Here is a 23,968-nt window from a genome sequence, read left to right on the forward strand (position 1 = left end):
CAGAAGACGCCGCACGGCGGTTACACTTCGATGAAGCGCATCTTGAAGTTGCGGCCCTTGAAGCTGCCGAAGTCGGCGCCTTCGCGGCTGCCCTTGGACAGGCGGTCGAACGCGTCGTAGGCCACGCGGCGGTCCAGCGCCACATAGGTCTGGAATTCGAACACGTTGATCTTGCCCACTTGTTCCTTGGCCAGGCCGGCGTCGCCGGTCAGCGCGCCCAGCACGTCGCCCGGACGCAGCTTGTCCTTCTTGCCCGCCATAATGCACAGGGTCAGGAAGGGCGCCGGATCGCCTTGCGCGTATTCGTCGTTCGGCAGGTCCTTGAGCGAGTGCCATTCCACGGCCTTGCCCTGGTATTCCTCGATCAGCTTGACCCACTTCTTTTCGTTCGGTGCGCACAGCGACAGCGCCAGGCCTTGCTGTTCCACGCGGCCGGTGCGGCCGATGCGGTGGATGTGCACTTCGGTGTCCTTGGACACGTCGACGTTGATCACCGCTTCCAGGTTGGCGATGTCCAGGCCGCGCGCGGCCACGTCGGTAGCCACCAGCACGGTGGCGCTGCGGTTGGCGAACAGCACCAGGATCTCGTCGCGCTCGCGCTGCTCCAGTTCGCCGTACAGGGCCAGCGCCGTGAAGCCGTCCTTGCGCAGCGACTCCACCAGCTCGCGGCAGTGCACCTTGGTGTTGCAGAAGGCGATGGCCGAGGCCGGCTGGTAGTGCTTGAGCAGCTTGCTCACGGCCGCGTCGCGGTCGTCAAAGCCCACTTCATAGAAGCGCTGCTCGATCTTGCTGTTGTCGTGCTGCGCCTGCACCGTCACTTCCACCGGGTCGGCCAGGAAGGCTTCGGTGGCCACGCGGATGTCGTCCGGGTAGGTGGCCGAGAACAGCAGCGTCTGGCGGCGCTTCGGGCAGGCCGACACGATGCCGGCGATCTCGTCGTAAAAGCCCATATCGGTCATGCGGTCCGCTTCGTCCAGCACCAGGGTGTTGACCATGCCCAGTTCCAGCGTCTGGCGGCTCAGGTGGTCGCGGATGCGGCCGGGCGTGCCGACCACGATGTGGGCGCCGTGTTCCAGCGAGGCGATCTGCGGACGCATCGGCGAGCCGCCGGTCAGCACCAGAATCTTCACATTGCCCACGCCGCGCGCCAGGCGGCGCAGCTCGTTGGCCACCTGGTCGGCCAGCTCGCGGGTCGGGCACATCACCAGGCCCTGGGTGGCGAACCACGCCGGGTTGATCTTGCTCAGCATGCCGATGCCGAAGGCGGCGGTCTTGCCGCTGCCGGTCTTGGCCTGGGCGATCAGGTCGCGTCCCTCCAGCACCGACGGCAGGCTCTGCGCCTGGATGGGCGTCATCTGGGTGTAGCCGAGAATGTCGAGATTGGCCAGGAAGGCGGGCGTCAGCGGCAGGCTGTGGAAGGATTCAGAACTCATGGTGGCGGACCCGGTAAAAAAGTGGGGAAGTGCGCACAGTCTAGCAGGTGCGCAGGCGGTGTCCGCTCAGGCGGACGGGCTCGTTGGGAGACGGTCTTAGCTCTGACGCCACACCGGCAAACCGGTCACGTCCAGGCCCTCTTCGCGCTGCCAGACCGGCAGGCCGCTCGTGTCGGTCGCCTCCAGCAGTTCGAGCTGTTCCTGTTTCAAGGCGGCACGACGCGTGCGCGGTGGAGGCGGGCGCTTGGGCTCGGGCTCCATCGGCGCAGCCGGCGCAAAGCCGGGCAGGTCGAAAGTCGCGTTGTCTTTTTTGTCTCTCATCTCAAAAACAAAAGCCCGGCTGCAGCAGTCGGGCTCAAATATTTAAAGCGGCACGCAGTGTAGCACAAAGCCATGCCGCCGTGGTGGGTATGATGGCCTAGCGGAAACTCAACGGAAGCTCAGCGCGCCGGTCAGGTCGCCCGGCGGGGTGGCGCCGCGCGCGGCGAAGGCCTCGTTGCGCGTCTTCAGGCCTTCCAGCAGCGGCAGGCCGTGCAGGCGGGTGAGGAAGCGCATGATGGAGGTGGTGTCGTAGAAGGTGTGGTCGACCGCGCCCTTCTTGGCGTAAGGCGACACCACGATGGCCGGAATGCGCGAGCCCGGACCCCAGCGGTCGCCCTTGGGCGGCGCCACGTGGTCCCACCAGCCGCCGTTCTCGTCGAAGGTGATCACCACCACCATGTCCTTCCACTGCGGCGACTTCTGCAGGTGGGAGATGATATTGGTGATGTGCTGGTCGCCCGATTCGATGTCCGAGTAGCCGGCGTGCAGGTTCAGGTTGCCCTGCGGCTTGTAGAAGGTGACGGCAGGCAGCTTGCCCGCCACCGCGTCGGCCAGGAATTTGTTGGACATGGGGCTGTCGCCCAGGCCGCCGTCGCGCAGGTGCTCGGCGCGCGCGGCGGTGCCGGGCGCGAACTGCGTGAAGTAGTTGAACGGCTGGTGGTGGTATTGGAAGTTGGGCTTGGGGCCGCCGCCATTGGTGTCCAGCGCCGCCTGCCACGCGCCGCCGTACCAGGCCCAGCTCACGCCCTTGCGCGACAGCAGGTCGCCGATGGTGTCGTAGCTTTGCGGCGGCTGGTAGTAGGCCTCGTCCGGATTGGCCAGGTTCTGGTCGCCGCCGGGGACCGGTTTGATCCAGCTGGGCTGGTAGGGCGGGGCCATGGTGTTGACGATGTAGCCGTCCGGCGTGATGGCGCCGTCGTTCACATACTTGGGCTTGCCTTCCAGGGCCGAGGCCGGGCTGTCCGGCGCCACGGCCAGGCGCGCGCCGGTGGGGCCGTCGGCCAGCACGGCGATCTTCTTCTTGGCCGCGCTGTTCTCGGCGTTCTTGAACTCGGCTGGACGGCCGGTGATCAGGAACTGGTGGTTCATATAGGAGCCGCCGAAGGCCGCCATGAAGAAGTTGTCGCACAGCGTGTACTGGCGCGCCAGCTGGTACAGGCCCAGGTTTTTGGACGTTTCGCCGTAGTAGCCCATCACCATGCCGCCGGTGTTGCCCCAGGCAACAAAGCCGTCGTTCTTGCCGCCGTTGATCTGCATCTGGTTCTGGTAGAACAGGTGCCACAGGTCGCGCGTGATGACCGATTCCGGCAGCGGCTTGCCGTCCGGCGTGGTCAGCTTGAATGGTGCGTTCGGCAGGCCCTTGATCTGTTCTTCCTTGATTTCATAGGTCTTGCCGCCTATGGTTTGCGAGTTCGGCACCATGCCGCCCCAGATCATGGGCAGTTGCGGCAGCACGCTGCCGTTGTAGTCTTTCTGGACCTGGTCGGCCGACAGCGTGGTGGGCATTGGCGAGGCGAGGCCGGGGAAGTCGGCGAACAGGTTGTTGAAGCTGCGGTTCTCCAAGTAGATGACAACCACGTTCTTCACGTGCGCCTTCAGCTTGGCGTCCAGCGAGCCGGCGGCCGGTTTCTTGGCCGGCGCGGCGCCGGTGATGCCGGGCACGGTGCTGGCGATGCCGGTGGCTGCGGCGGCCTGGAAAATGCGTCGGCGCGACGGATTGGCTGGAAGATTGTTGTTGTCGCTCACGCGCGGCTCCTCATGAAAGATTTTCAAGCGGCAAAGTTTATCACCGCAGAGGGGAAAAGCCGTTGGCAGTTTTGTAAAACGGCTTGTTACATTAGGCCGCTTCGCCTCAGCCGCGTTTGCGTTCCACCAGTTCAAAGATGGCCATCCCCGCCAGCATGGCTGCGGTGAAGATCAGCGGCTTGGCGCCGCCGCTGGCCAGCGAGGCCAGGGCCGGGCCGGGGCAATATCCCGCCAGGCCCCAGCCGACGCCGAACGCCAGGCTGCCGATGACCAGCCTGCGGTCTATCATGCTGGCGGTGGGCAGGCGCATGGGCTGGTCCAGCAGCGACTTGCTGCGCTTGCCCGCCAGGCGGAACGCCACCAGGCCCACGCCGATTGCGCCGCCCATGACGAAGGCCAGCGAAGGGTCCCAGCGGCCCGCCAGGTCCAGGAAGCCGGTCACCTTGGCAGGATTGGTCATGCCGGAAACGATCAGGCCGATGCCGAACAGCAGGCCCACGAGCAGGGCCATCAAAATATTCACGATGCGCATGGTGTCCTCCTCAGGCCAGCAGGTGGCGCAGCACGAACACGGTGCCGAAGCCGGCGCCCATGAAGGCCAGGGTGGCCACCAGCGAGCGCGGCGACAGGCGCGACAGCCCGCACACGCCATGGCCGCTGGTGCAGCCCGCGCCGTAGCGCGTGCCCACGCCCACCAGCAGGCCGGCCACGACCAGCACGGCGGTGCCGGCGTCGCTTTGTACCTCGGGCAGGGGAAGCGCCAAGCCGTAGGCCAGCGGCGCGGCGACCAGGCCGGCCAGGAAAGCCAGCCGCCACGTGGTATCGCCCTTGGGCCAGGACAGCAGCCCGCCCAAGATGCCGCTGATGCCGGCGATGCGCCCGTTGAACAGCACGAACAGTGCGGCGGCCAGTCCGATCAGTACGCCGCCAGCCAGGCTGGTCCAAGGGGTGAAGTGCGCCCAGTCGATTTTCATTGTGTCGCTTCCGGTGTGATTGCGTGTTTTGAGACTCGAATCCGTCATGGTAATGCAACTCGGCGGTGTTGAAGTGCGCTGTGTCGTGGAATATTGCGTCCATGCTGCCCGGCGGGCTGGATGCGCATAGGGTGGCGTCAAGATGCGCCCCCGGAAAAGCAAAAAGCCGCTGATTCCTGTTAAGAATCAACGGCTTGCTATGTCTGGTTGCGGGGACAGGATTTGAACCTGTGACCTTCGGGTTATGAGCCCGACGAGCTGCCAGACTGCTCCACCCCGCGTCTGAGGCCCGAATTATATACAAGCCTGTTTCATTCCGCAAGGGTGAATTTTATAAATGAATTTTCTGGCCCTTACGCGGCGGCCAGGCGCCACAGCGAGGTGACCTCGGCGGCGCGGGCTGCGTGCAGCGGGTCGGTGGCGTCGGCGGCGCGGGCATGGGTTGGACGCACGTCGTGGCGCTCCAGCACCTTCAGGCCGGCGGTGGCGATCCACTCCATCAGCTGCTCGCGCGGACGCAGGCCCAGGTGCTCGGCCAGGTCGGACAGGATCAGCCAGCCTTCGCCGCCCGGCGTCAGGTGCTCTTTCAGGCCGCCGAGGAAGCCGCGCAGCATGGCGCTGTCCGGGTCGTACACGGCGTGTTCGATCGGCGAGCTGGGGCGGGCCGGCACCCACGGCGGGTTGCACACCACCAGCGGCGCGCGGCCTTCGGGGAAGAGATTGGTTTTCACCAGATCCACCTGGCGGCTCAGGTCCAGGTTGTGCAGGTTTTCGCGCGCGCAGCTGAGGGCGCGCTGGTCCTGGTCGGTGGCCACCACGCGCTCAATGCCGCGCCGCGCCAGCACGGCCGACAGCACGCCGGTGCCCACGCCGATGTCGAACGCCAGCTTGGCGTTTTTCGGCAGCGGCGCTTCGTTCACCAGCGCCACATATTCGCCGCGCACCGGCGAGAACACGCCGTAGTGCGGGTGGATGCGTTCGCCCAGCGCGGGAATCTCCACGCCGTTGCGGCGCCATTCGTGCGCGCCGATCACGCCTAGCAGTTCGCGCAGCGACATGGCGAAGGGATGCTCGCCACGGCCGTAGGCTTCGTTGCAGGCCAGTTTCACGTCCGGCGCGCGGCGCAGCGGGATGCTGTAGTCGGCCTCGAACGGCACCAGCAGCATGGCCAGCGTGCGGCCGCGCTGCGATTGCGCCTGGCGGTGCAGGTGGAAGGCTTCGGTGGGCGTGGCCGGCACTTTGGGCGCCTTGGCTTTTTTGCCTTTGCTGCCCTTGTGGTCGGCGCGGCGGGCCAGCGCTTGCAGCAGCTGGCGCGCGTTCTGGAAGTCGCCCTTCCACAGCAGCGCCGTGCCTTCGCAGGCCAGGCGGTAGGCCGTGTCGGCGTTGGTGGTGTCGTCGGCGATGACGATGCGCTTGGGCGGCGCCATGCCGCTCTCGGAGCGCCAGAGGGCCGAGTGGTCCGTGCCGTTTTCGGTCCAGTGGATGTATTGTGCTTCGGGAGTGGCTGCGGTCATGGAATCTTCAATCTTGTAGGTAAACGGCAGAACCGCCGCGCTGGGGCGGCGGTTCTGTATCAGCGGCTATTATACGCGGCGCGCCGGCGCTGCCGGCGCGGAGGATCAGGCGGCGGCTTGCTGCGGTTCGGTTTCCGCCGCTGGAATGACAGGTGCGGCAGGCGCGGCTTCGGCTGCGGAGGCCGCTGCGGCTGCGGCAGCCTCAGGCACGCTGCCCGGCGCCTTGGCCAGCACATTGGCCGGCGTTTCCTGCGTGCCGTAAGCGTGGGCGACGGCTTTGGACTTGCCGGTTTGCGGGCCGTAGGTGTCGAGCTGCTCGGTGCTGTTGACCAGGTTGAGCAGGCGCAGCGACAGCGTGCCCAGTTTTTGCTGCTCGCCAGGCTGCTTCTTGTCTTCCTGTACCACGTCGCTCTTGAGCGGTTTGTCGAACAGGCGGAACAGGTCTTGCAGGCTGCCGGGGAACTTGATGTCCGGGAACTCCACGGCCGGCAGCGGATCGGCTGCCGAGCGCGCCGCTTTGGCTGCATCGGCTGCGCCATCGGCGGCGGTGCTCTGGCTGGCGCTGGCTTGCAGCGCGTAGTCGTACTGGACTTCCACTTCGAAATCGAAAGTGCTGCCGTCGGCGGTGGTGATGGTGCCTTTGCCGAGGAAGTGCGAACTCTCCGTCAGGCTGAACGCGGCCGACTTGCTGCTGCCGCCCGCGCCCTGGCTTTGCTGCACGCCCGCCGCAAAGCTGGACGAGGATTCCAGGCTGACCGAGTCAAACGAGACGGTGGCGCCCTTGGCGCTGTCGCCAAACAGCTGCTGGGCGAAGCTGCCGAGCAGGTTTTGCGCCAGATCCACCGTGGAATTGCCCAGGGAATCGACGCGCTGCTGCAGGTCGATGCCGTTCTTGGACAGGGACACTAAATCATTCTGCGCCTTCTCCAGCAGGGAGGAATTGCCAACGCGCAAGTTCTTGCTGTCTGTTTGCTGATTAGCAAGAGACAGGCTGGCGGGCTGGAGCTGGCGTGAGCTCAGGGGAGAGATAGTGGACATCGCGGCACCTATTAACGGGTTTCCTGTTCTAACGGCATAAAACCCGAATTCTTTAGCGCCGCCGTGCTCAATGGTGGTGCGACCAGCTGCCGTCCGGTGAGGCCAGATACGATTGCACGGCGTCTTTTTGGCCGGTGGCGTGGCGTTTTACCTCGCCGCACTGGCAGATGCCCTGGTAAGGCTGGATGTGGGAGCAGGCCGATACTTTCTGCAGGAACACTTGTACCGATTTGTTGCATTTCACGCATTTAAACGTCAGCGTGCGGGGGGCTTTCAGCATGGGAGGCTCGCGGAAAAAAGGGAGGATTCTAGCATTAAGCGTAGACGTCGACGGCGCCGCCCGCCGCCCGCTCCGGCCCGCCTGGCGCGTAGGCCCGCTCCAGTTCGGCGCGCGCCTGCTGTTCCAGCTGCTGGGCGCGGGCGGCCACGGCGCGGTCCTGGGACGATGGTTCTGCCGGCGCCAGCGCGGCGGCCTGGATGGTGCGGGCGCGGGCCACGGTTTCCTGCGGGGTGGCGCCGGGCGAGGTGTCAATGTTCACTTCGCCGCCCACCGCGTAGTTCACGCCGTTGGCGCCGCGCTGGTAGGTGTAGCTGGGGCCGGAGGTGGCCAGGCCGCCGGCGGCCGACAAATGGGCCAGTTCATGCTGGCGCACTTCCGTGTCGCGCTGCTTGAGCTTGGCTATCTGCGCCAGCTGTTCGGGCGACAGCTGTACCCTGGCCTGCGCGCTGGCGGGCGCGGCCGCACTGGAAACGGAGGAGATGGCGCTGATGCTCATTGCCATTCCATCTTAGCAAAAAGCGTAACAAAGTGTTGTATTCGGCGCGGCGCGGTCAACTGAATGGACTGGGCCGCGTTGAACGCTTATCCGAACCGTTGCTTAAAGAGGCTAACTGTGGAACAGAAGAAACATCCTACGAAGGAAGCCGTGCGACAGTGGATGCGTAACAAGATCGAGGAGCGCCGCCCGCCGCCCGACCCGCAGCAGGTGCGGCGCGAGCTGGGCTGGGACATGGTGAAAGTCGAGCGCGGCGAGCTGCCCGTGCGTTAGGACGCCAGCACCGAGACCACGCTCTTGCCGCCCGCCGAGGGCTGCACCAGGATGCGGGTGGAAATCCGCTCCGTCATTTCCTGCACGTGCGAGATCACGCCGACCTTGCGCCCCATCGCCTGCAGCCCGTCCAGCGCGTCCATGGCGACGCGCAGGGTCTCGGCGTCCAGGCTGCCGAAGCCTTCGTCGATGAACAGCGATTCCACCCGCACCCGGTTCGACGACAGCGAGGCGAGTCCCAGCGCGAGCGCCAGCGAAACCAGGAAGGATTCGCCGCCGGACAGCGAGTGCACCGAGCGCATTTCGCCGCCCATGTCCTGGTCGCGCACCAGCAGGCCGAGCGAGGGGCCGCTGTTGTGGTTGATGCGTTCGAGCTGGTAGCGGCGCGCCAGATGGCCCAGGTGGGCGTTGGCGTAGCCCAGCAGCACGTCCAGCGTGAATTGCTGGGCGTAGTTGCGGAACTTCTTGCCGTCGGCTGAGCCGATCAGTTCGCTCAGGCGCGCCCAGCGCTGTTCGATGGCTTCCTGCCGTTCAATGTCCCCCAGCATGGCGTGCGCACGCTGGCGCTTGTCGTCGTCCTGCGCGATGCCGAGACGGTGCGCGGCGGCCTGGTCGTAGGCCAGCTTGCGTTCGGACGACAGCTGGTCCAGCGCTTGCGCCAGCGTTTCCGTGGTGCGGGTGGCGCCGTCCGCTTGCGTCGGAGCGCTCTCCAGATGCTGCTGGCGCTGGAGCTGGCGTTCCTTCAGCACGGTGGCGGCGGTGGCCGCTGCCTGGGCGAGTGCTTGCAGGGCCTCGCGTTCGGTGCGGATGGCGTCCGCCGGGCGGAAGAGCAGGGCGAGCAGCTCTTCCAGCGTGATGGCGCTGTCTGCCAGTTCGGCGAGGTCTATGGTTCCGGTCTCGGGCGCGGCCTGCTGGTGGTTGAAACTGTCCAGCCAGGCGGCGAGGCGGGCGGCGGCGGCTTCGGCGGCGGCGTGCAGGGCGTCCAGTCGGGCGGCCGACTGGGCGATGGCTTCTTCGGCGCGTGCGTGCTGCTGCGCTGCCTGCTGGCCCGCTTGCTGCTGGGCTGCGTGGCGTGCGCGCGCGGTGTCGATTGCCGCTTGCAGCAGCAGTTCCACGTCGCGCACTTCCTTGCCGCCCCAGAGGTCCATGCGCTGTTCCTGCATGGCTTGCAGGCCGGCGTCGGCGGTGCTGAAGGCGGCGCGGGCGGTGTCGGCGTCGTGGCCGGTCTTGGCTTGGGCGGCGGCCAGCGCGTGCAGTTCAGCGTCCAGCGCGGCGAAGGCGTGGGCGCGTTCGTCAAGCTGGGTGCGCTGGGTTTGCCATTGGCGGGCTTCGGCGCGGCGCGCCTCGTAGAAACGCGCGGGGCCGGATTTCCATTCGTCCTTCCAGCCTTCGTTCGGCAGCTCGGTGCTGTTGAAGGCCGCGTCCAGTTCGTCCAGCAGGCCGCTTAGTTGAAGCGCCACTTCGATGCGCTTGTCTTCCAGCGCCTGGTATTCGGCGGTCGATTGCGCCAGGGCGGTGTGCGCGGCGGCTGCGGCGGCTTGCTGGCGGGCGTGTTCGGCGGTGGCAGTGTCGCAGGCTTGCTGCGCGGCGTCGCGCGCGGCGCTGGCCCGGCGCTGCGCCAGTTCCTGCTCGCCGATCAGCTGCAGCGCGTCGCGCGCGTTGGACAGCTCGGCGGAGAACCAGGCTGCAGCTTCGGCGCCTGCAGCGGCTTCGGCTTCAGCCGCCAGCGGGTGGGCGCTCCAGGCGGCGCGGGCGCGGGCCAGGGCTTCTTCCAGCGCGTGCTGCTCGGTGGCCAGCAACGCCAGCCGCTCGACGCTGTTTTGCGCGGTGGTGCGCTGGTAGGTTTGCTGTTCGATGTTCTTTTGCAGCTGCTCGCGGCAGTGCGTTACCTCCGCTTGCAGGCTGGCGTGCATGGCGGCCAGGGCGCCGTCGTCGTGGCGGTAGGGGTGTTCTTCCGCGCCGCAGACCGGGCAGGGCAGGCCGTCCTGCAGTGTGGCGCGCAGCGTTTCCACGCTTTCCGCGCACGCGGCTTCGGCCAGTTTCAGCGAGCGTTCGGCCTGGCCGAAGGTCGCCATCAGGATAGCGTGCTGCTGCTGCGCCTCGGCCAGATGCTGTTCCGCCGCCGCCTTGCTGCGCTGCTGCTGCGCGGCGTCGCCGTCGAGCTGCGCCTTGCGCTGCTGGCGCGCGTCCAGCTCGGACCACGCTTTTTCGCCGGTGGCCAGCAGGTCGCGCCGCTGTTCCAGTGCGCGGCGGCGGCCGTGCATGGCTTCCGCATCAAACGCTGCCAGCGCGGCGATGGCTTGCTGGCGCTGCGCCTCCAGCGCTTGCAGGCGTTCGGCGGCGCCGTCCAGGCCCGCCGTGGCGCGCGCCGCTTCTTCGCGGTGGTGGCTGGCTTGCCGCTGCACCGCCGCCAGCGCGTAGCTGTGCTTTTCGGCCTGCGAGGCGGCTTGCCCGGCCTGCACGAACAGCACGTCCCACTTCTGCCATGACTCGGCCAGCGCCTGCCATTGCTGGTGGCGCGCCAGCCATGCTGCGCCATGCTCCTGCGCGGCGCTGAGCTGGCGGTGCTCGGTTTGCTTGTTCTGCAAGGCGCTGCGGGCCAGCTTGTCGGCCTGGCTGGCGGCTTCCAGCGCGGCGCTGGCCTGCCGGTGGGCGGGCAGCATGGCTTCGATGCGCGCGTCCAGCGCCTTGGCCAGGTCCAGCTTGGGGCCGGCGCCGCGTTGCGCCGCTTCAGTTTCGCCCACCGCCGCTTCGGCTTGCAGCAGCACGGCTGCCGCATGGGCTTGCGCTTGCAGCGCCTGTTCGGATTCCAGCTTGCGCGCCGCCAGCGCCGCTTGTGCGGCCTCGATCTCGCCTTCGATGCGGGTGATGTCGGCGGCGAGCGGGCGCGCAGGCTGCACGGCGTCCAGCTGCTCCAGCGCGGCGCGGCGCGGCGCGGCCGCTTCCACATCGGCCAGGCGCTCCTGCAAGGCTTGCTGCGCTTGCAGCTCGCTTTGTTCCAGCCTTTGCGCCTGCTGGTGCCAGCGCAGTTCCTGTTCCAGCACCGCTTTTTGCGCGTCGAATTGCGCCACCACGGCGTCCGCCTGCGTGCTTTGCGCTTCCAGCGTGGCGCGTTCCTCGCCGCTGAGCGGCTTCTGGTCCGCCAGGCGGCCGGTCAGGCGCTGCAGCGCCGCCTGTTCCAGCTTGGCGCGCTCGAAGGCGCGCATGGAGATTTCGCTGTAGACGGCGCTGCCGGTCAGCGTCTCCAGCAGCTCGCCGCGCTCGTTGTCGTCCGCTTTCAGGAAGGTGGCGAACTCGTTTTGCGCCAGCAGCACGGCGCGCGTGAACTGCTCGAACGACAGGCCGATGCGCTTCTCGATTTCGGCTTTCACTTCGGTCTTGGTGCCGCCCACCGGCAGCAGGTCCGGCAGCTGCAGCAAACTCATTGCCGTCGGCTGCAGCGCGCCCTCGGCCTTGTTGCGCGAGCGGCGCACGCTCCAGCGCGCGCGGTAGCGGTGGTTGTCGCTGCCGACGAAATCGACTTCCGCGTAGCCGTCGGCCACGCCCCGGCGCAGCAGGTTGCGCGTGTCCTGGGTGGTCACGGTTTCGGCGCCCACGTCCGGCAGCATGCTGCGGCCCAGGGCTTTGAGCAGGCGCGGCGTGGCGTCGTACAAGGCCAGGCACAGCGCGTCGAGCAGGGTGCTTTTGCCCGCCCCGGTGGGGCCGCTGATGGCGAACAGGCCGGCCGAGGCCAGCGGCTCCTGTTCAAAGTCCACACTGAATTCTCCGGCCAGCGAGGCCAGGTTTTTACCGCCGATTCTGAGGATGCGCATAGATATTCTTGGTTCAGGCGCCGGGCAGCATAAGCTCGGCAAAGGCACTCAACTGGTCCGCCGGCGCTTCGTTGCCGAAACGCTGGAGGTAGAGGCGCTTGAAGATGTCGTCCGGCTGCAGCTTGTCCAGCTGGTCCAGCGTCAGCGCGGCGTCGTCGAGCGAGGGTGCGCGGCTGGGCGTGGAGGTTTCGATTTTCGCCAGGCGGAAGGGCTTGCCTTCCAGCGCGGCTTCCACGCGCGCGCGCATGCCGGGCTGCGGCGCGTCCAGCAGCACGCGCACTTCCAGGAAAGGCCAGGCTTCGGGCGGCAAGGTGGTTTCGCCGGGCAGGGCGGCCAGCGCTTCCAGCACCTGTTCCAGCGGGACGGGTTTGGCGGGCACGCGCATCAGTTCCACCGCGCGCGGCACGGGGATGGCGCTTACTTCGCAGGGCGCGCCGGCGGCGCCGATGTCCACGCGCAGGATCTGGTGGCGGTAGCCGGTTTCGGCGAAGGACAGCGGAATGGGGCTGCCGCAGTAGCGTATGCGTTCCTGTTTGCCCACCGCTTGCGCCAGGTGCAGGTGGCCCAGCGCGGCGTAGGCGATGGACGGGTCGAAGATCCCGGTTGGCAGCATCTCGGTGCCGCCGATGACGATGCGGCGCTCGGAGTCGTTCGACATCTGCCCATCCACCATGTGGCAGTGCCCCATGGCGACGATGGACTGGCCGGGCTGGAGACGCGACTGCGCCACTTCGTAGGCTTGCTGGTAGAGCAGGGCGATGCCGGCCAGGTAGGGATCGGCGGCGGGCTGGCCGTCTTGCTCAAGCACCGGCTGGCGCGGCACGTCGCCGGGGCGCAGGAAAGGCACGGCCAGGCACCAGGCCTCCACCGCGCCGCTCTTGCCGGTCAGCGGCAGCACCAGGCGTTCCACGTCGATCTGGCCGTCCGCGCCGCGCGGCACGTTGCCGATCACCTGCGTGCCGTGCGCTTCGAGCAGCGGGCCGGGGGCCTCCAGGCGGCCCGGCGAGTCGTGGTTGCCGGCGATGACGATGAGGTCGAGCTGCGGCGCGCGCGCCCTGGCCTGCTGCAGGAAGCGGTACAGCTGGCGCTGGGCGGCGGACGAGGGGTTGGCGTTGTCGAACACATCGCCCGCGATCAGCAGCGCGTCGGCCTGCTCGGCGACGATGGTGTCAAGCAGCCAGTCGAGGAAGCACTGGTGCTCGTAGCCGCGTTCAAAATTGTGGAGCGACTGGCCCAGATGCCAGTCGGAGGTGTGCAGCAGACGCATGGATTGCCTGGATAGGGGATAGGTAGGGCCGAAAAGCGCTCAATATAGCCTAAACTCGGCCCTTGCGAGTTGCGGCGGATCTAACTGCGGACGTTCAGGCTGCATTCGGGGTGGCGTGCAGCGCCGACAGCACGGGCGCGGCGCGGTAGGTGTTGCGGCCGGCCTGCTTGGCCTGGTACAGCAGCATGTCGGCCCGGTTCAGCAGCTCGGCCGGGGTGACTTCCTCGCCCTGGTAGAAGGTCAGCCCTATGCTGGTGGAGACCGACACGGTGGCCGCGTCCAGCTCGAACGGCGCCTGCATGGTGGTGACGATCTTGGCCGCCAGATTCTCCGCGTCCTCGGTGCGCGCCAGGCGCTCGACGATGATGGTGAACTCGTCGCCGCCCAGCCGCGCAATGGTGTCGCTGGCGCGCATGGCGTGCGTCAGGCGCGCCGAGAACACCTTCAGCAGCGAGTCGCCCACGCTGTGGCCGTAAGTGTCGTTGACCGGCTTGAAGCGGTCGATGTCCATATACATCACCGCCATCATGGTGTTGTTGTCGCGGCTGGCGGCCATGGCGTTGTTGAGCTCCTGCAGGAAGCCGGCGCGGTTGGTCAGCCCGGTGAGCGCGTCGATCTGCGACAGCTTGAGCAGGCGCTGCTTCTCGCGCTTTTGCGCCGTGATGTCCTGCCGCATGACGTGGAAGCCCACCACGCTGTAGCCGCCTTCGTCGAACTGCGGAATGTAGATCACCTCGAAGCTGCGCACGATGCTGTGGCTTTCGTCGTCCTCCTCGAAGGACAGCGTTTCGCCCGCCAGCGCGCGCTGCACGTAGGGCTGCAGATACTGGTAGCGCTCTTCGCCCACCGTTTCGCGGATGGTGCGGCCCACCATGCCGACGCCGGACTGGCTGAATTCGCGCTCGTAGGCCAGGTTGTTGAAGCGGTAGACTTCGTCCTCGTCCACATAGGCGATCATGGCGGGCAGGGTGTCGGTGATGGTGCGCAGGCGCGCTTCGCTCTCGCGCAGCGCCATGACGGACTTGCGCATCAGCGTGATGTCGTCCAGCGTGCCGACAAAGCCGTCGATGCGGCCGTCGATGATGATGGGCGCCACCTTCATCGACGTCCACACCACTTTGCCGTCCGGGTGCACGCAGCGCAGCGTGTCCTGGAAGGGCTGCAGCGTGTCGCGCAGGTGGCGGATGGCGGCGCTCAGCACCTCGCGGTCATTCGGATGCACGCCCACCATCCAGGCGTCTCCCAGGGCCTGCTCGCGCGTCAGCCCGGTGATGGCTTCGAAAGTGCGGTTGACATAAGTACAATGTCCGTTGGCGTCCGCGCGGATCAGGCCCAGCGGCGAGGCGTCGTTGACGGCCTGGAGTTCGGCCTGGTTCTGGCGCATTTTCAGTTCGTCGCGCTTGCGCGAGGTGATGTTGCGGGTGGTGACGGTCACGCCGTCGTCGATGGCCACGATCTGGTGGCGCAGCCAGCGCGGCTCGCCGGGCAGGTTGCGGGTCTCGAATTCCTCCTCCAGCGGCTGGCCGGTTTCCATCACCGCGCGGTAGCGGTCCAGGAAGCCTTCCTTGCGCCAGTTCGGCACCAGTTCGCCGATGCGCTGGCCCAGCAGCGTGTCGCGCGGCAGCTCCAGCATGCGCGCGCCGCGCTCGTTCACGTCGACCAGCGTGAAGTCCACCACCTCGCCGCGCGCGTGCGAGCGGCAGGCTTTCAGCAGGAACACCGCGTCCAGGCTGGCGTCGGCCGCCGCGCGCAGCTTCTGCTGGGCCTCGGTGGCCGCCAGCATGCTGCGGCGCAGGCGCCGGCTTTGCTGCATCAGCAGCGCGGCGAAGGCGCACACCAGCATCGAGGCCAGCGTGGCCAGCACAAAGTAGATGCGGCGCTGGTTCTCGAAGCGCACCATGGACGAACTGACCGTGTTGCCCACCACCGCCGTCAGCGAGTAGCGCGGCATGTCGCGGTAGCTATAGATGCGCTCCACGCCGTCCAGCGGCTGCTTCAGGGTCAGCTCGTCGGCGCTGCCGTAGGCGTCGGTGCTGGTGGTGGTGAAGTCGATGGCGTCGCTGATGTACAGGTGTTCCTCGATGCGGCCGATGGCCAGGCCGGTGTCGCGGCTGGTCAGCATCACCAGGCCGTTGGGCTCCACGTGCAGGCGGTCGTAATCCTCCACGAAGTAGGCCGGGTCCACCATCAGCATGATGACGCCGGCAAACTGGCCCTTGGCGTCGTTCAGGCGCCGCGCAATCTGGATCTGCCACTTCTTGGTCTTGGGCTCGACCATGGGGTTGGAGGCGAGCGCCGCGTCGTCCAGGGCCAGCCCGAGTATCTTGAACATCGGGTCCGCGCTGATGTCCGGGCTGAAGAAGCCGTTGCGGCTTTCCAGCAGCTTGCCGTCGGGGAGGTAGAGGGCGATGGGCAGCTCCAGGCGCGAGGGCATGAGCGAATCGAGCAGGCCGCCCTTGCGGGTGAACTCGGGCAGGCGCAGCGTGCCGCCGGTTTCTTCGTATTTGAGTTTGAACAGCTGGGTGGCGTGCTCGGTCTGGCGCAGCAGGTGGCTGGTGTGTTCGGCCAGGGTGCGTGCCAGCGTCTGGCTATGCAGCACGGCCTCGTGGCGCGCGCTGTGGTACTCCTGCCGCACCTGGTAAGCCACGGCGCCCCACATGGACAGCAGCAGCCCAAGGGCAAACGCAGGCAGCAAAACTGCCCGGTAGGTTTTGCGCAGGAAGCGCCGGACTGGGTTATCTGATCTTATCAATTGGTCGCCTTGGGGCTTTTGGGGTAACGCAGTCTCCATTGGGGGATATTTTGCACGCAAATTCGGCGCTTGGGGTCCAGGCAAAACCAAAATAAATCCGCCGGCCAGGGAAAAGTGATAAAACGCCAATGGAAAGCGCGTTTTCTTTTAGAATGGCGGGCTGCGTTTAACCATGGAAGGGCCACGCTTTTGACCGAATTGACACTCAGCCTGGCGGCGGCGCGCGCCCTGCATCTGGCGGCGCAGGGGCTGTTGCAGCCGCGCCGCAGAAAAGCGCGCAAAGCCGACGTGCTGGAGGCGATACGGCAGATGGGCGTGCTGCAGATCGACACCATCCACGTGGTCGCGCGCAGTCCCTTCCTGGTGCTGTGGAGCCGCCTGGGCGACTATCCGCAGCCCTGGCTGGAGGAACTGCTGGCCGAGGGCGCGCTGTTCGAGTACTGGGCCCACGAGGCCTGCTTCGTGCCGGTGGAGGACTACGGCCTGTACCGCCACCGCATGATAGACCCCGGCTCCATGGGCTGGAAGTATTCCGAGACCTGGATGGCCGAGCGGCGCGCCGACGTGGACGCGGTGCTGGCCCACATCCGCGCCAACGGCCCGGCGCGCTCCTCGGACTTCGAGCGCACCGACGGCAAGGGCGGCGGCTGGTGGGAATGGAAGCCGGAAAAGCGCTCGCTGGAGGTGCTGTTCACGGCCGGCCAGCTGATGATAGCGCGGCGCCACAACTTCCAGCGCGTGTACGACCTGGCCGAGCGCGTGCTGGAACGCTCGCTGCCGGGATGGGACGACAGCCGCATGCCCGCCATGGACGAAACGCGCCGCACCTTCGTGCTGAAAACGGTGAAGGCGCTGGGGCTGGCCAAGGCGTCCTGGATCGCCGACTACTTCCGCACCAGGCCGCCGCGCCTGGACCCGGAAACGCTGGTGGCCGAAGGCGCGCTGCTGCGCGCCCGCGTGCAGGGCTGGGACGAGCCGGTCTACATCCACCCGGACCATGCGGCGCTGGCCGCCAGCGCGGCGGACGGCGGGCTGTCGGCCACGGCGACCGTCATCCTGTCCCCGTTCGATCCGGTGGTGTGGGACCGCCGCCGCGCCCTGGAATTGTTTGATTTCGACTATCGCCTTGAATGCTACACGCCGGCCGATAAGCGCCGCTACGGCTATTTCACCCTGCCCATCCTGCGCCGCGGCGCGCTGGTGGGGCGGGTGGACGCCAAGGCGCACCGGCGCGAGGGCGTGTTCGAACTGAAGTCCGTGGCCCTGGAGCCGGGCACGCGCGCCAGCGAGCGCTTTGTGCGCGACGTGGCGGCCGCCTTGCGGCGCTGCGCCAACTGGCACGGCTGCCCGCAGTTGCGGGTGCAAAGCGCCGAGCCGGCGGAATTTGCCGCCGTGCTGCAGGCCGAACTGGATAGCGACCGGATAGCATGATGAAGACCGCATTGGAGACTGCATGACCCTGCCCGCCGCACCCGCCAGCCTGATCGGCGCCGACGGCCAGCCCCTGTTTGGCCGCTATGCCGGCATGGCCGGGGGATTCGACTGGAGCGCGCTGGCGGCCCCGCACGCGCGCAACGCCTTGTGGCGCGGCTTCCACCACAAGCGCTGGCACTACGTGGCGCTGTCCACCGAGCAGGTGTTCTGCGCCGTGGCCATTGTGGACCTGGGCTGGATAGGCACCTGCTTCGCCTACGCCTTCGACCGCGACGACGGCGACATGCTGGCCAATTTTTCGCAGGACGGCCTGCCGCTCACGGCGGCCCGGGTGGCGGCGCACGCCGGCGGCCGCAGCACCTTCAAGGTGAAGCAGACTTACATCAATATCGAAGCGCTGGACGCGGGCCGCTACAAGCTGGAGCTGGACTGCCCCTACCTGGTGATAGACGCCGAATTCGGTCCCGCCAGCGCGCCGCCGCTGCTGGCCAGCGGCCCGGTCAAGAACGGCTCGGTGCACGCCACGCAGAAGTCGGCCGGCATGCCGCTGTCGGGCGAGGTGAAACTGTGGCGCGGAGAGTACGATCTGGCCGGCGGCGTGGCCAGTTTCGACTATTCCAACGGCCTGCTGGCGCGCAACACGGCCTGGCGCTGGGCGTCGGCGCATAATCTGGAACTGGGTTTCAATTTGCAGGCCGGCTATTTCGGCGGCCACGAGAATGCGCTGTGGCTGGACGGCCAGGTGCACGCGCTGGGGCCGGCCCATTTCATCTACGACCAGGCCGACCCGCTGGCGCGCTGGCATATCTTCACCGAGGACGACCTGCTGGAGCTGTTTTTCACGCCGGAAGGCGCGCGCCGCCAGGACAAGAACCTGGTGGTGGCGGCCAGCCGCTATGTGCAGCCCATAGGCACTTTTACCGGCTGGGTGCGCAGCAGCGCGGACCAGCCGAAACGCATGGTGACGCAGCTGGTGGGCGTGACCGAAGACCATACCTCGCGCTGGTGAGCCCGGACGGGCGCGCGGGCTGAAAGGACGGCCGATGAGCATCAGGAATTTCAACAGTCTGTTCGACCCCGGCTCGGTGGCCGTGATCGGCGCTTCGCTGCGGCCGGGCAGCCTGGGCGCCATCGTGCTCACCAATATGGCCGAGGGCGGCTACGCGGGCGCGCTGTGGCCGGTCAATCCCAAGTACGACGAACTGCTGGGCGTGCGCTGCTACAGCAAGGTGTCGGCCCTGCCCAATGCGCCGGACCTGGCCATCATCTGCACCCCGCCGGCCACGGTGCCGGGCCTGATCGCCGAGCTGGGCGCACGCGGCACACGCGCCGCCGTGGTGCTCAGCAAGGGGCTGGACGAGACCCGCAGCGGCGGCAAGAGCGCGCGCCAGGCCATGCTGGAGGCGGCCAAGCCGCACCTGCTGCGCATCCTGGGGCCGGGCGGGGTGGGCCTGCTGGCGCCGCACAGCGGCCTGAACGCCAGCCTGGCCGAAGGCGGCGCCAAGGCCGGCAAGATCGCCTTCGTGTCGCAGTCGGACGCGCTGATGGCGGCGGTGCTGGACTGGGCGCGGCTGCACGGCATCGGCTTTTCCAAGTTCGCCTCGCTGGGCGAGCGCGCCGACATCGACCTGGGCGACCTGCTCGACTTCCTGGCTGACGACAGCGACACGGCGGCCATCCTGGTCTACATGGAAAACCTGGCCTGCGCGCGCAAATTCATGTCGGCGGCCCGCCTGGCCGCGCGCGCCAAGCCGGTGATCGTGCTCAAGGCGGGACGCGACGCCAGCGACCCGGTCTACGACGCCGCCTTCCGCCGCGCCGGCATGCTGCGCGTGCATTCCACCGAAGACCTGTTCGACGCGGCCGAAACGCTGGCGCATGCGCGCGCATTGCGCGGCGAGCGGCTGGCCATCGTGGCCAACGGCGGCGCCCTGGGCACCATCGCCACCGACGCGCTGGCCTATGCGGACGGCAAGCTGGCGCCGCTGTCGCCCGAGACCGTCAAGCTGCTGCGCGCGGCCCAGCCCGAGGTGGCCGCGCACGGGGCGTCCGCGCCGCAAAATCCGTTCCAGCTGGGCGGCGCGGCCACGCCCGAGCAGTACGTGGCGGCCTTCGAGGCGCTGCTGCGCGAGCCGCAGGTGGACGCCGTGCTGCTGATCCATGCGCCCGCCACCGGGGTGGACGCCAGCCGCATCGCCGCGCTGCTGGCGCCGCTGGCGCGCGGCTCGGGCAAGAACGTGCTGTCTTGCTGGCTGGGCGGCGCTTCGGTGGCGGGCGCGCGCCGCGTGTTCGCCGAGGCCGGCCTGCCGAGCTACGACACGCCGGAGCAGGCGGTGCGCGGCTTTATGCAGATGGCGCAATACCGCCGCAACCAGGAATTGCTGATGGAAGTGCCCGGCCAGTTTCCGCCGGGTAGCAAGCCGGAACGCGCCGCCGCGCGCGCCGTCATCGCCGCCGCCATGGCCGAGGGGCGCCAGGTGCTGGAGCCAGAGGAAACCCGCGCCGTGCTGGGCGCCTACGGCATCCGCATGGCGGAGCAGGGCAGCGCGCCGCCGCCGCATAGCGACGAGCTTGCCATCGGCGTGCATGACGATCCCTCGTTCGGTCCGGTGATCAGCTTGTCGCCCGGCGGCCCGGCCGGCGCGCGCGCCCGAGCGGATGCCCGCGTGATCGGCCTGCCGCCGCTCAACATGGTGCTGGCGCGCGATTTGCTTGAACGTTCCGGCCTGGGCGACGGCGGCGATGCGGTCTGCCACACGCTGATACAGGTGTCCGACCTGGTGGCAGACACCTGCGAACTGGCCAGCCTGAGCATAGATCCGCTGCTGGCCGGGCGGGACGCGAACGGGGGCGGGGACGGCGGCGTGCTGGCGCTGGGCGCGCGCATCACGCTGGGCGCGCCGCGCGCCAGCTACCGTCTTGCCATCCGCGCCTATCCGCAGGAGCTGGAGCAGGAAGTGCAGTGGCAGGGAGGGCCGCTGACGCTGCGCCCGATCCGGCCCGAGGATGCGCCGCAGCATGTCGAATTTTTTGCCAGGATAGATCCGGACGATGTGCGCCTGCGCTTCTTTTCCGCCATGCGCGAACTGCAGCCGGCGCAGCTGGCGCGGCTCACGCAAATCGACTATGACCGCGCCATGGCCTTTATCGCCACGCGCGTCGGTAGTGGGGGCCGGCCCGAAACACTAGGGGTAGTAAGGGCTGTTGCAGACCCCGACAATCAGCATGCCGAATTCGCTATTTTGGTGCGTTCGGACTTGAAGGGAAAGGGGCTTGGCGCTATTCTGTTTCAAAAGCTGGTCGAATATTTCCGCAGCCGAGGCACTGCGGCGATAGTCGGCGAAGCGTTGTCTGAAAATGGCGGTGTCCAGCAGCTGGTCCGGCGCTTCGGCGGCACGGTCAGTCCGTCGCCGGAACCAGGGATGGCCAATTTGCTGCTCAAGCTGCAAGCATAGCGATTCGCCTAAGCTGCGCTTGGAGGCAAACCGCATCACCAAGCTCTAATAACGGGACAGTTTGTGCTAGATCAAAGTCCCGGTCGTCGCGTTTATTTACACTTTTACTTCCGCCTCGTCGCATTGTGTGATTTCAGCTTGGAGTAAGAATGTTAACGGCCACCTACACCTTGGTTGCTCTGTCCGTCGAGCAAGCCAACATCCGCGTCAGTTTGCTTTCGTTCCAAAAATACGTGCAGTCCACCCTGCTGCGCCAGAACAGCCTGACCTTGTCGCAGCTCGAGTTCGCGTGCGAATCGCTGAACCGCCTGTACCAGGCTTGCCATTGGCGCAAGATTGAGATGTATCTGATCCCGGCCATCCGCCAGGCCACCGAGCAGGCCAACCAGCTGCTGGAGGAGCTCAACCGCCTGAACGACGTGGCGCTGGGCGTGATCCGTTCCTTGCAGCAGCAGGTTTCCGAGTCGAAAGACGAGTCGGAGCAGCGCGTGCAGGAAATCTGCTCCGGCATCGACGCCTTCTGCGAGTCGCTGCTGCAGCGCCTGGACAAGGAGGAGAAGGAACTGTTCGCCGTGGCGCGCACGGCCATAGGCGGCGAGGCCTGGTTCGCCATCGCCAACCAGTTCCTGCTGCACGACGCCAACGTCGCCGAAGCGCGCCGCTGCAAGGGCGGCCAGCTGCACCTGGTGCAGACGCCGGCGGCCAGGCCGCGCGCCGCGCAGGGCCGGCAAAGCGGGCAGGACGTGATGGACGACGCGCTGCTGCCGGCGCTGGCTGTGCTGCCCGTGGTGCTGCCGGACGAGGAGCTGGATCCGAACATCGCCGTGTCCGAACTGGTGCGTCCGCGCCGCCAGCGGCCGCTCAGCCGCGCGCTGGCGGACTAGCAAATAAATAGGGGGCAAAGAATTTGGCGTTCCTTTGCTATCATGGTGGTTTTGATACAGCGATAGCCCATCATGTTCGAATTCCTCTTCAAGCGCCCCGGCGATGCACCCAACGGCCAGCCGGCCGACGCCGGGCAGGCTTCCGCCGCCGTGGCTGCGTCCGTGCAAGCTGAGCAGACCGCATCGCGCCGCGCCGCGCAGGCCGAGCGCGCCAAGGCGCTGGCCGAGGACGAGGCTGCCGCCGTCGAACTGATCTTGCAGAGTGAATTTGCCGACGTGCGGCTGGCCGCGGCCGCGCACGTGGTGTCGCAGCCTGCACTGGAGCAGGTGCAGCAGGCCATGCGCAACACCGACCGCCGCGTGGCCAAGCTGATGCAGTCGCGCCTGGACGCGATCCGCCACCAGCAGGCCGAGCAGCGCCAGGCCGAAGCTGCCATCGCCAACGCGCGCAAGCTGCTGGCCGACGAAAAACTCACGCCCAACCAGGTTGCCGAGCTGGACCGCTTGTGGAAGGTGATCGCCGCCACCCCGGCGCTGGCGGAGGAATTCAACGGCGTGCGCGGCGCGCTGGGGCAGCGCCTGGAAGACCAGGTCAATTTGCAGCGCGCAGCGCTCGATGCGCTGGCCGCCGTGCGCCGCGTGGCGGCGGGCCAAGCGGACGCCGCCGAACTCGATGCGCTGGCCGAGGAACACGCCAAACATGTGGCCGCGTCCGAAAAAGGCGCTTTGCCGCGCAATCTGCTGGGCGATTTTGAGACCGCCATGAGCGAGGCGCGCGCCAAGCTGGCCGCACAGGCGGCCCGCAGCGCGGCGCAGGCCGGCGCCGAAACCGGCGCCGCTGCGGCAGCTCCCGATGACGCAAGCGCTTTGCAGGCTGTTGCCGGCGTCAATGCTGCCAACGGCGCCGCCCATGCCAACGCTGCCGGCAGCGATCCTGCCGAGGCTGCAGGCGAGCCCGGCGCAAAGCCGCACGCCGCCGCCGTTGGCGGCGCCAACGGGGCCGCCAACGGCTCAGCCAAGCCGGCCGAACAGCGCCACGCCAAACCGCGCGACCTGTCGCCCGCCGCGCAGGAAGCCGCCCGCGAAGCCAACAAGCGTTTCATGGCCACGCTGGACGCCATGGAAGCAGCGCTGGCGGAAGGCCAGCTGCACATTGCCAACGATCATGACAAGGCGCTGAAGGAGACCAAGACCGGCCGCCTGAGCACGGCCCAGGCCGACCGCCTGGCCCACGTGCGCGCCGACCTGAAGCGCCTGGGCGACTGGGCGCGCTGGGGTGGCAACGTTTCGCGCGAGGAACTGGTCAAGGCCGTGGAAGACCTGAAAGGCCAGCAATTGGCCATGGCCGAACTGGCCAAGAAAGTGGGCAGCATGCGCGAGCGCTGGAAAGCGCTGGACGTGGTTTCCGGCGCGGCGCCGAAAGGCTTGTGGGAGCGTTTCGACACCGCCTGCACCGCCGCCTACGCGCCCGCCGCCGCCCACTTCAAGCACCTGGCCGACGAACGCCACACCAACGCCGCCAAGGGCCAGGCGCTGATCGCCGAGGTCGAGGCGCTGCAGGCCAAGTCCGCCGCCGGCGAACCCGACTTCAAGGCGCTGGCCGCCGCATCGCAGCGTTTCCGCCAGGCCTGGGGCCGTTTGGGGGCCATTGACCGCAAGGAAAAGAAAAAGCTGGACACCGCTTTCGGCAGGGCCATGGACGCCATGCTGGCCCCGCTGGAGAACCAGCGCAGCATCGAAGTGGCGTGCCGCGAGCAGCTGATCGAGGAAACCGCCAAGCTGAATCCGTCCGACCGCCACACGCTGGACACGCTGCGCATCCTGCAGGAACGCTGGCAGGAGCACGCCAAGGCGCTGCCGCTGGAGCGCAAGCAGGAGCAGGCGCTGTGGCAGCGCTTCCGCGCCGCCTGCGACGCCATTTTTGCCGCCCGCAAGGAATCCGCCCACGCCGCCGACCATGAGCGCCGCGCCCATCTGCACGCCCGCGAGGCAATCTGCGCGCAGCTGGAGCAAGCCACCTTCAGCGGCGACGACAAGGCCCAGCAGGCCGCCATCACCAAGGCCCTGCGCGACGCAGCCAGCGCCTGGCACGCGTCCGGCCAGGTGCCGCGCGCCAGCGAGCCGAAGATCGAAGCGCGCTACAAGGCCGCCGTCGCCGCCGTGCAAGCACAGGGCGACGCCATCCGCAAACGCGCCGGCGCCGCCCAGGCCAACGCGCTGCGCGACAAGCTGCGCCTGGCCCAGGCGCTGGAGGCCGAGCTGGCCGGCGCAAACGGCGTCGATGCCGCC

General features: G+C 67.7%; 17 protein-coding genes and 1 tRNA gene (1 of these 18 running past the window's edge). 5 read left to right on the plus strand and 13 right to left on the minus strand.

Going from position 1 to position 23,968, the window contains the following annotated elements; translation table 11 throughout:
- Positions 1 to 20: 20 nt before the first annotated feature.
- The 13 genes from dbpA to GTP77_RS24040 all read right to left on the minus strand — a co-directional run bounded on the left by dbpA (position 21) and on the right by GTP77_RS24040 (position 15,906).
- Positions 21 to 1,433: an ATP-dependent RNA helicase DbpA gene (dbpA, locus tag GTP77_RS23980; RefSeq protein ID WP_161074682.1), complete on the minus strand. Its 1,413-nt coding sequence runs from the start codon at positions 1,431 to 1,433 to the stop codon at positions 21 to 23.
- A 96-nt stretch (positions 1,434 to 1,529) separates the two neighbouring features.
- Positions 1,530 to 1,754 (minus strand): hypothetical protein, encoded by a 225-nt coding sequence (locus GTP77_RS23985; protein ID WP_161074683.1) that lies wholly within the window; start codon positions 1,752 to 1,754, stop codon positions 1,530 to 1,532.
- Positions 1,755 to 1,862: 108 nt separating this feature from the next.
- Positions 1,863 to 3,500, minus strand: a complete 1,638-nt coding sequence (locus GTP77_RS23990) for an acid phosphatase (RefSeq protein WP_321170285.1) — start codon at positions 3,498 to 3,500, stop codon at positions 1,863 to 1,865.
- 106 nt (positions 3,501 to 3,606) lie between these two features.
- Positions 3,607 to 4,023, minus strand: a complete 417-nt coding sequence (locus GTP77_RS23995) for a YeeE/YedE family protein (RefSeq protein ID WP_161074721.1) — start codon at positions 4,021 to 4,023, stop codon at positions 3,607 to 3,609.
- A gap of 19 nt (positions 4,024 to 4,042) precedes the next feature.
- Positions 4,043 to 4,474, minus strand: coding sequence for a YeeE/YedE family protein (locus GTP77_RS24000; protein WP_161074684.1), 432 nt, complete (start codon positions 4,472 to 4,474; stop codon positions 4,043 to 4,045).
- 204 nt (positions 4,475 to 4,678) lie between these two features.
- Positions 4,679 to 4,755 (minus strand) — tRNA-Met (locus GTP77_RS24005).
- Positions 4,756 to 4,827: 72 nt separating this feature from the next.
- Entirely contained in the window at positions 4,828 to 5,988 is a 1,161-nt protein-coding gene (locus GTP77_RS24010; RefSeq protein WP_161074685.1) for a methyltransferase, read from the minus strand.
- Positions 5,989 to 6,093: 105 nt separating this feature from the next.
- The gene (locus GTP77_RS24015; protein WP_161074686.1) at positions 6,094 to 7,026 is read right to left on the minus strand and encodes a hypothetical protein; all 933 of its coding nucleotides are present in this window, start codon (positions 7,024 to 7,026) and stop codon (positions 6,094 to 6,096) included.
- Between the two features lie 67 nt (positions 7,027 to 7,093).
- Entirely contained in the window at positions 7,094 to 7,306 is a 213-nt protein-coding gene (locus GTP77_RS24020; protein WP_107875433.1) for a hypothetical protein, read from the minus strand.
- A gap of 34 nt (positions 7,307 to 7,340) precedes the next feature.
- Positions 7,341 to 7,802 (minus strand): putative metalloprotease CJM1_0395 family protein, encoded by a 462-nt coding sequence (locus tag GTP77_RS24025; protein WP_161074687.1) that lies wholly within the window; start codon positions 7,800 to 7,802, stop codon positions 7,341 to 7,343.
- Between the two features lie 269 nt (positions 7,803 to 8,071).
- Positions 8,072 to 11,887, minus strand: a complete 3,816-nt coding sequence (locus GTP77_RS24030; protein WP_161074688.1) for an AAA family ATPase — start codon at positions 11,885 to 11,887, stop codon at positions 8,072 to 8,074.
- Positions 11,888 to 11,900: 13 nt separating this feature from the next.
- A complete protein-coding gene (locus tag GTP77_RS24035) occupies positions 11,901 to 13,154 on the minus strand; it encodes an exonuclease SbcCD subunit D C-terminal domain-containing protein (protein ID WP_161074689.1) in 1,254 nt (417 codons plus the stop codon).
- Between the two features lie 94 nt (positions 13,155 to 13,248).
- Positions 13,249 to 15,906 (minus strand): sensor domain-containing diguanylate cyclase, encoded by a 2,658-nt coding sequence (locus GTP77_RS24040; RefSeq protein ID WP_229202339.1) that lies wholly within the window; start codon positions 15,904 to 15,906, stop codon positions 13,249 to 13,251.
- A 189-nt stretch (positions 15,907 to 16,095) separates the two neighbouring features.
- Between GTP77_RS24040 and GTP77_RS24045 the strand changes: the two genes are divergently transcribed.
- The 5 genes from GTP77_RS24045 to GTP77_RS24065 all read left to right on the plus strand — a co-directional run.
- Entirely contained in the window at positions 16,096 to 17,337 is a 1,242-nt protein-coding gene (locus tag GTP77_RS24045; RefSeq protein WP_161074691.1) for a winged helix-turn-helix domain-containing protein, read from the plus strand.
- Between the two features lie 22 nt (positions 17,338 to 17,359).
- Entirely contained in the window at positions 17,360 to 18,349 is a 990-nt protein-coding gene (locus GTP77_RS24050) for a DUF2804 domain-containing protein (RefSeq protein WP_161074692.1), read from the plus strand.
- Positions 18,350 to 18,383: 34 nt separating this feature from the next.
- Positions 18,384 to 20,795 carry a bifunctional acetate--CoA ligase family protein/GNAT family N-acetyltransferase gene (locus tag GTP77_RS24055; RefSeq protein ID WP_161074693.1) on the plus strand — a complete coding sequence of 804 codons (2,412 nt, stop codon included), beginning with the start codon at positions 18,384 to 18,386 and terminating at the stop codon, positions 20,793 to 20,795.
- A 149-nt stretch (positions 20,796 to 20,944) separates the two neighbouring features.
- Positions 20,945 to 21,679: a hemerythrin domain-containing protein gene (locus GTP77_RS24060; RefSeq protein WP_161074694.1), complete on the plus strand. Its 735-nt coding sequence runs from the start codon at positions 20,945 to 20,947 to the stop codon at positions 21,677 to 21,679.
- Between the two features lie 72 nt (positions 21,680 to 21,751).
- Positions 21,752 to 23,968 carry the 5' portion of a DUF349 domain-containing protein gene (locus GTP77_RS24065; RefSeq protein ID WP_161074695.1) on the plus strand. The gene runs 390 nt beyond the window's last position, so 2,217 of the gene's 2,607 nt are visible here — the first part of the coding sequence; its start codon is at positions 21,752 to 21,754; its stop codon lies beyond the right edge, outside the window.

The sequence above is a fragment of the Pseudoduganella aquatica genome (assembly GCF_009857595.1).
In the GTDB taxonomy this organism is placed as follows: Bacteria; Pseudomonadota; Gammaproteobacteria; order Burkholderiales; family Burkholderiaceae_D; genus Rugamonas; species Rugamonas aquatica_A.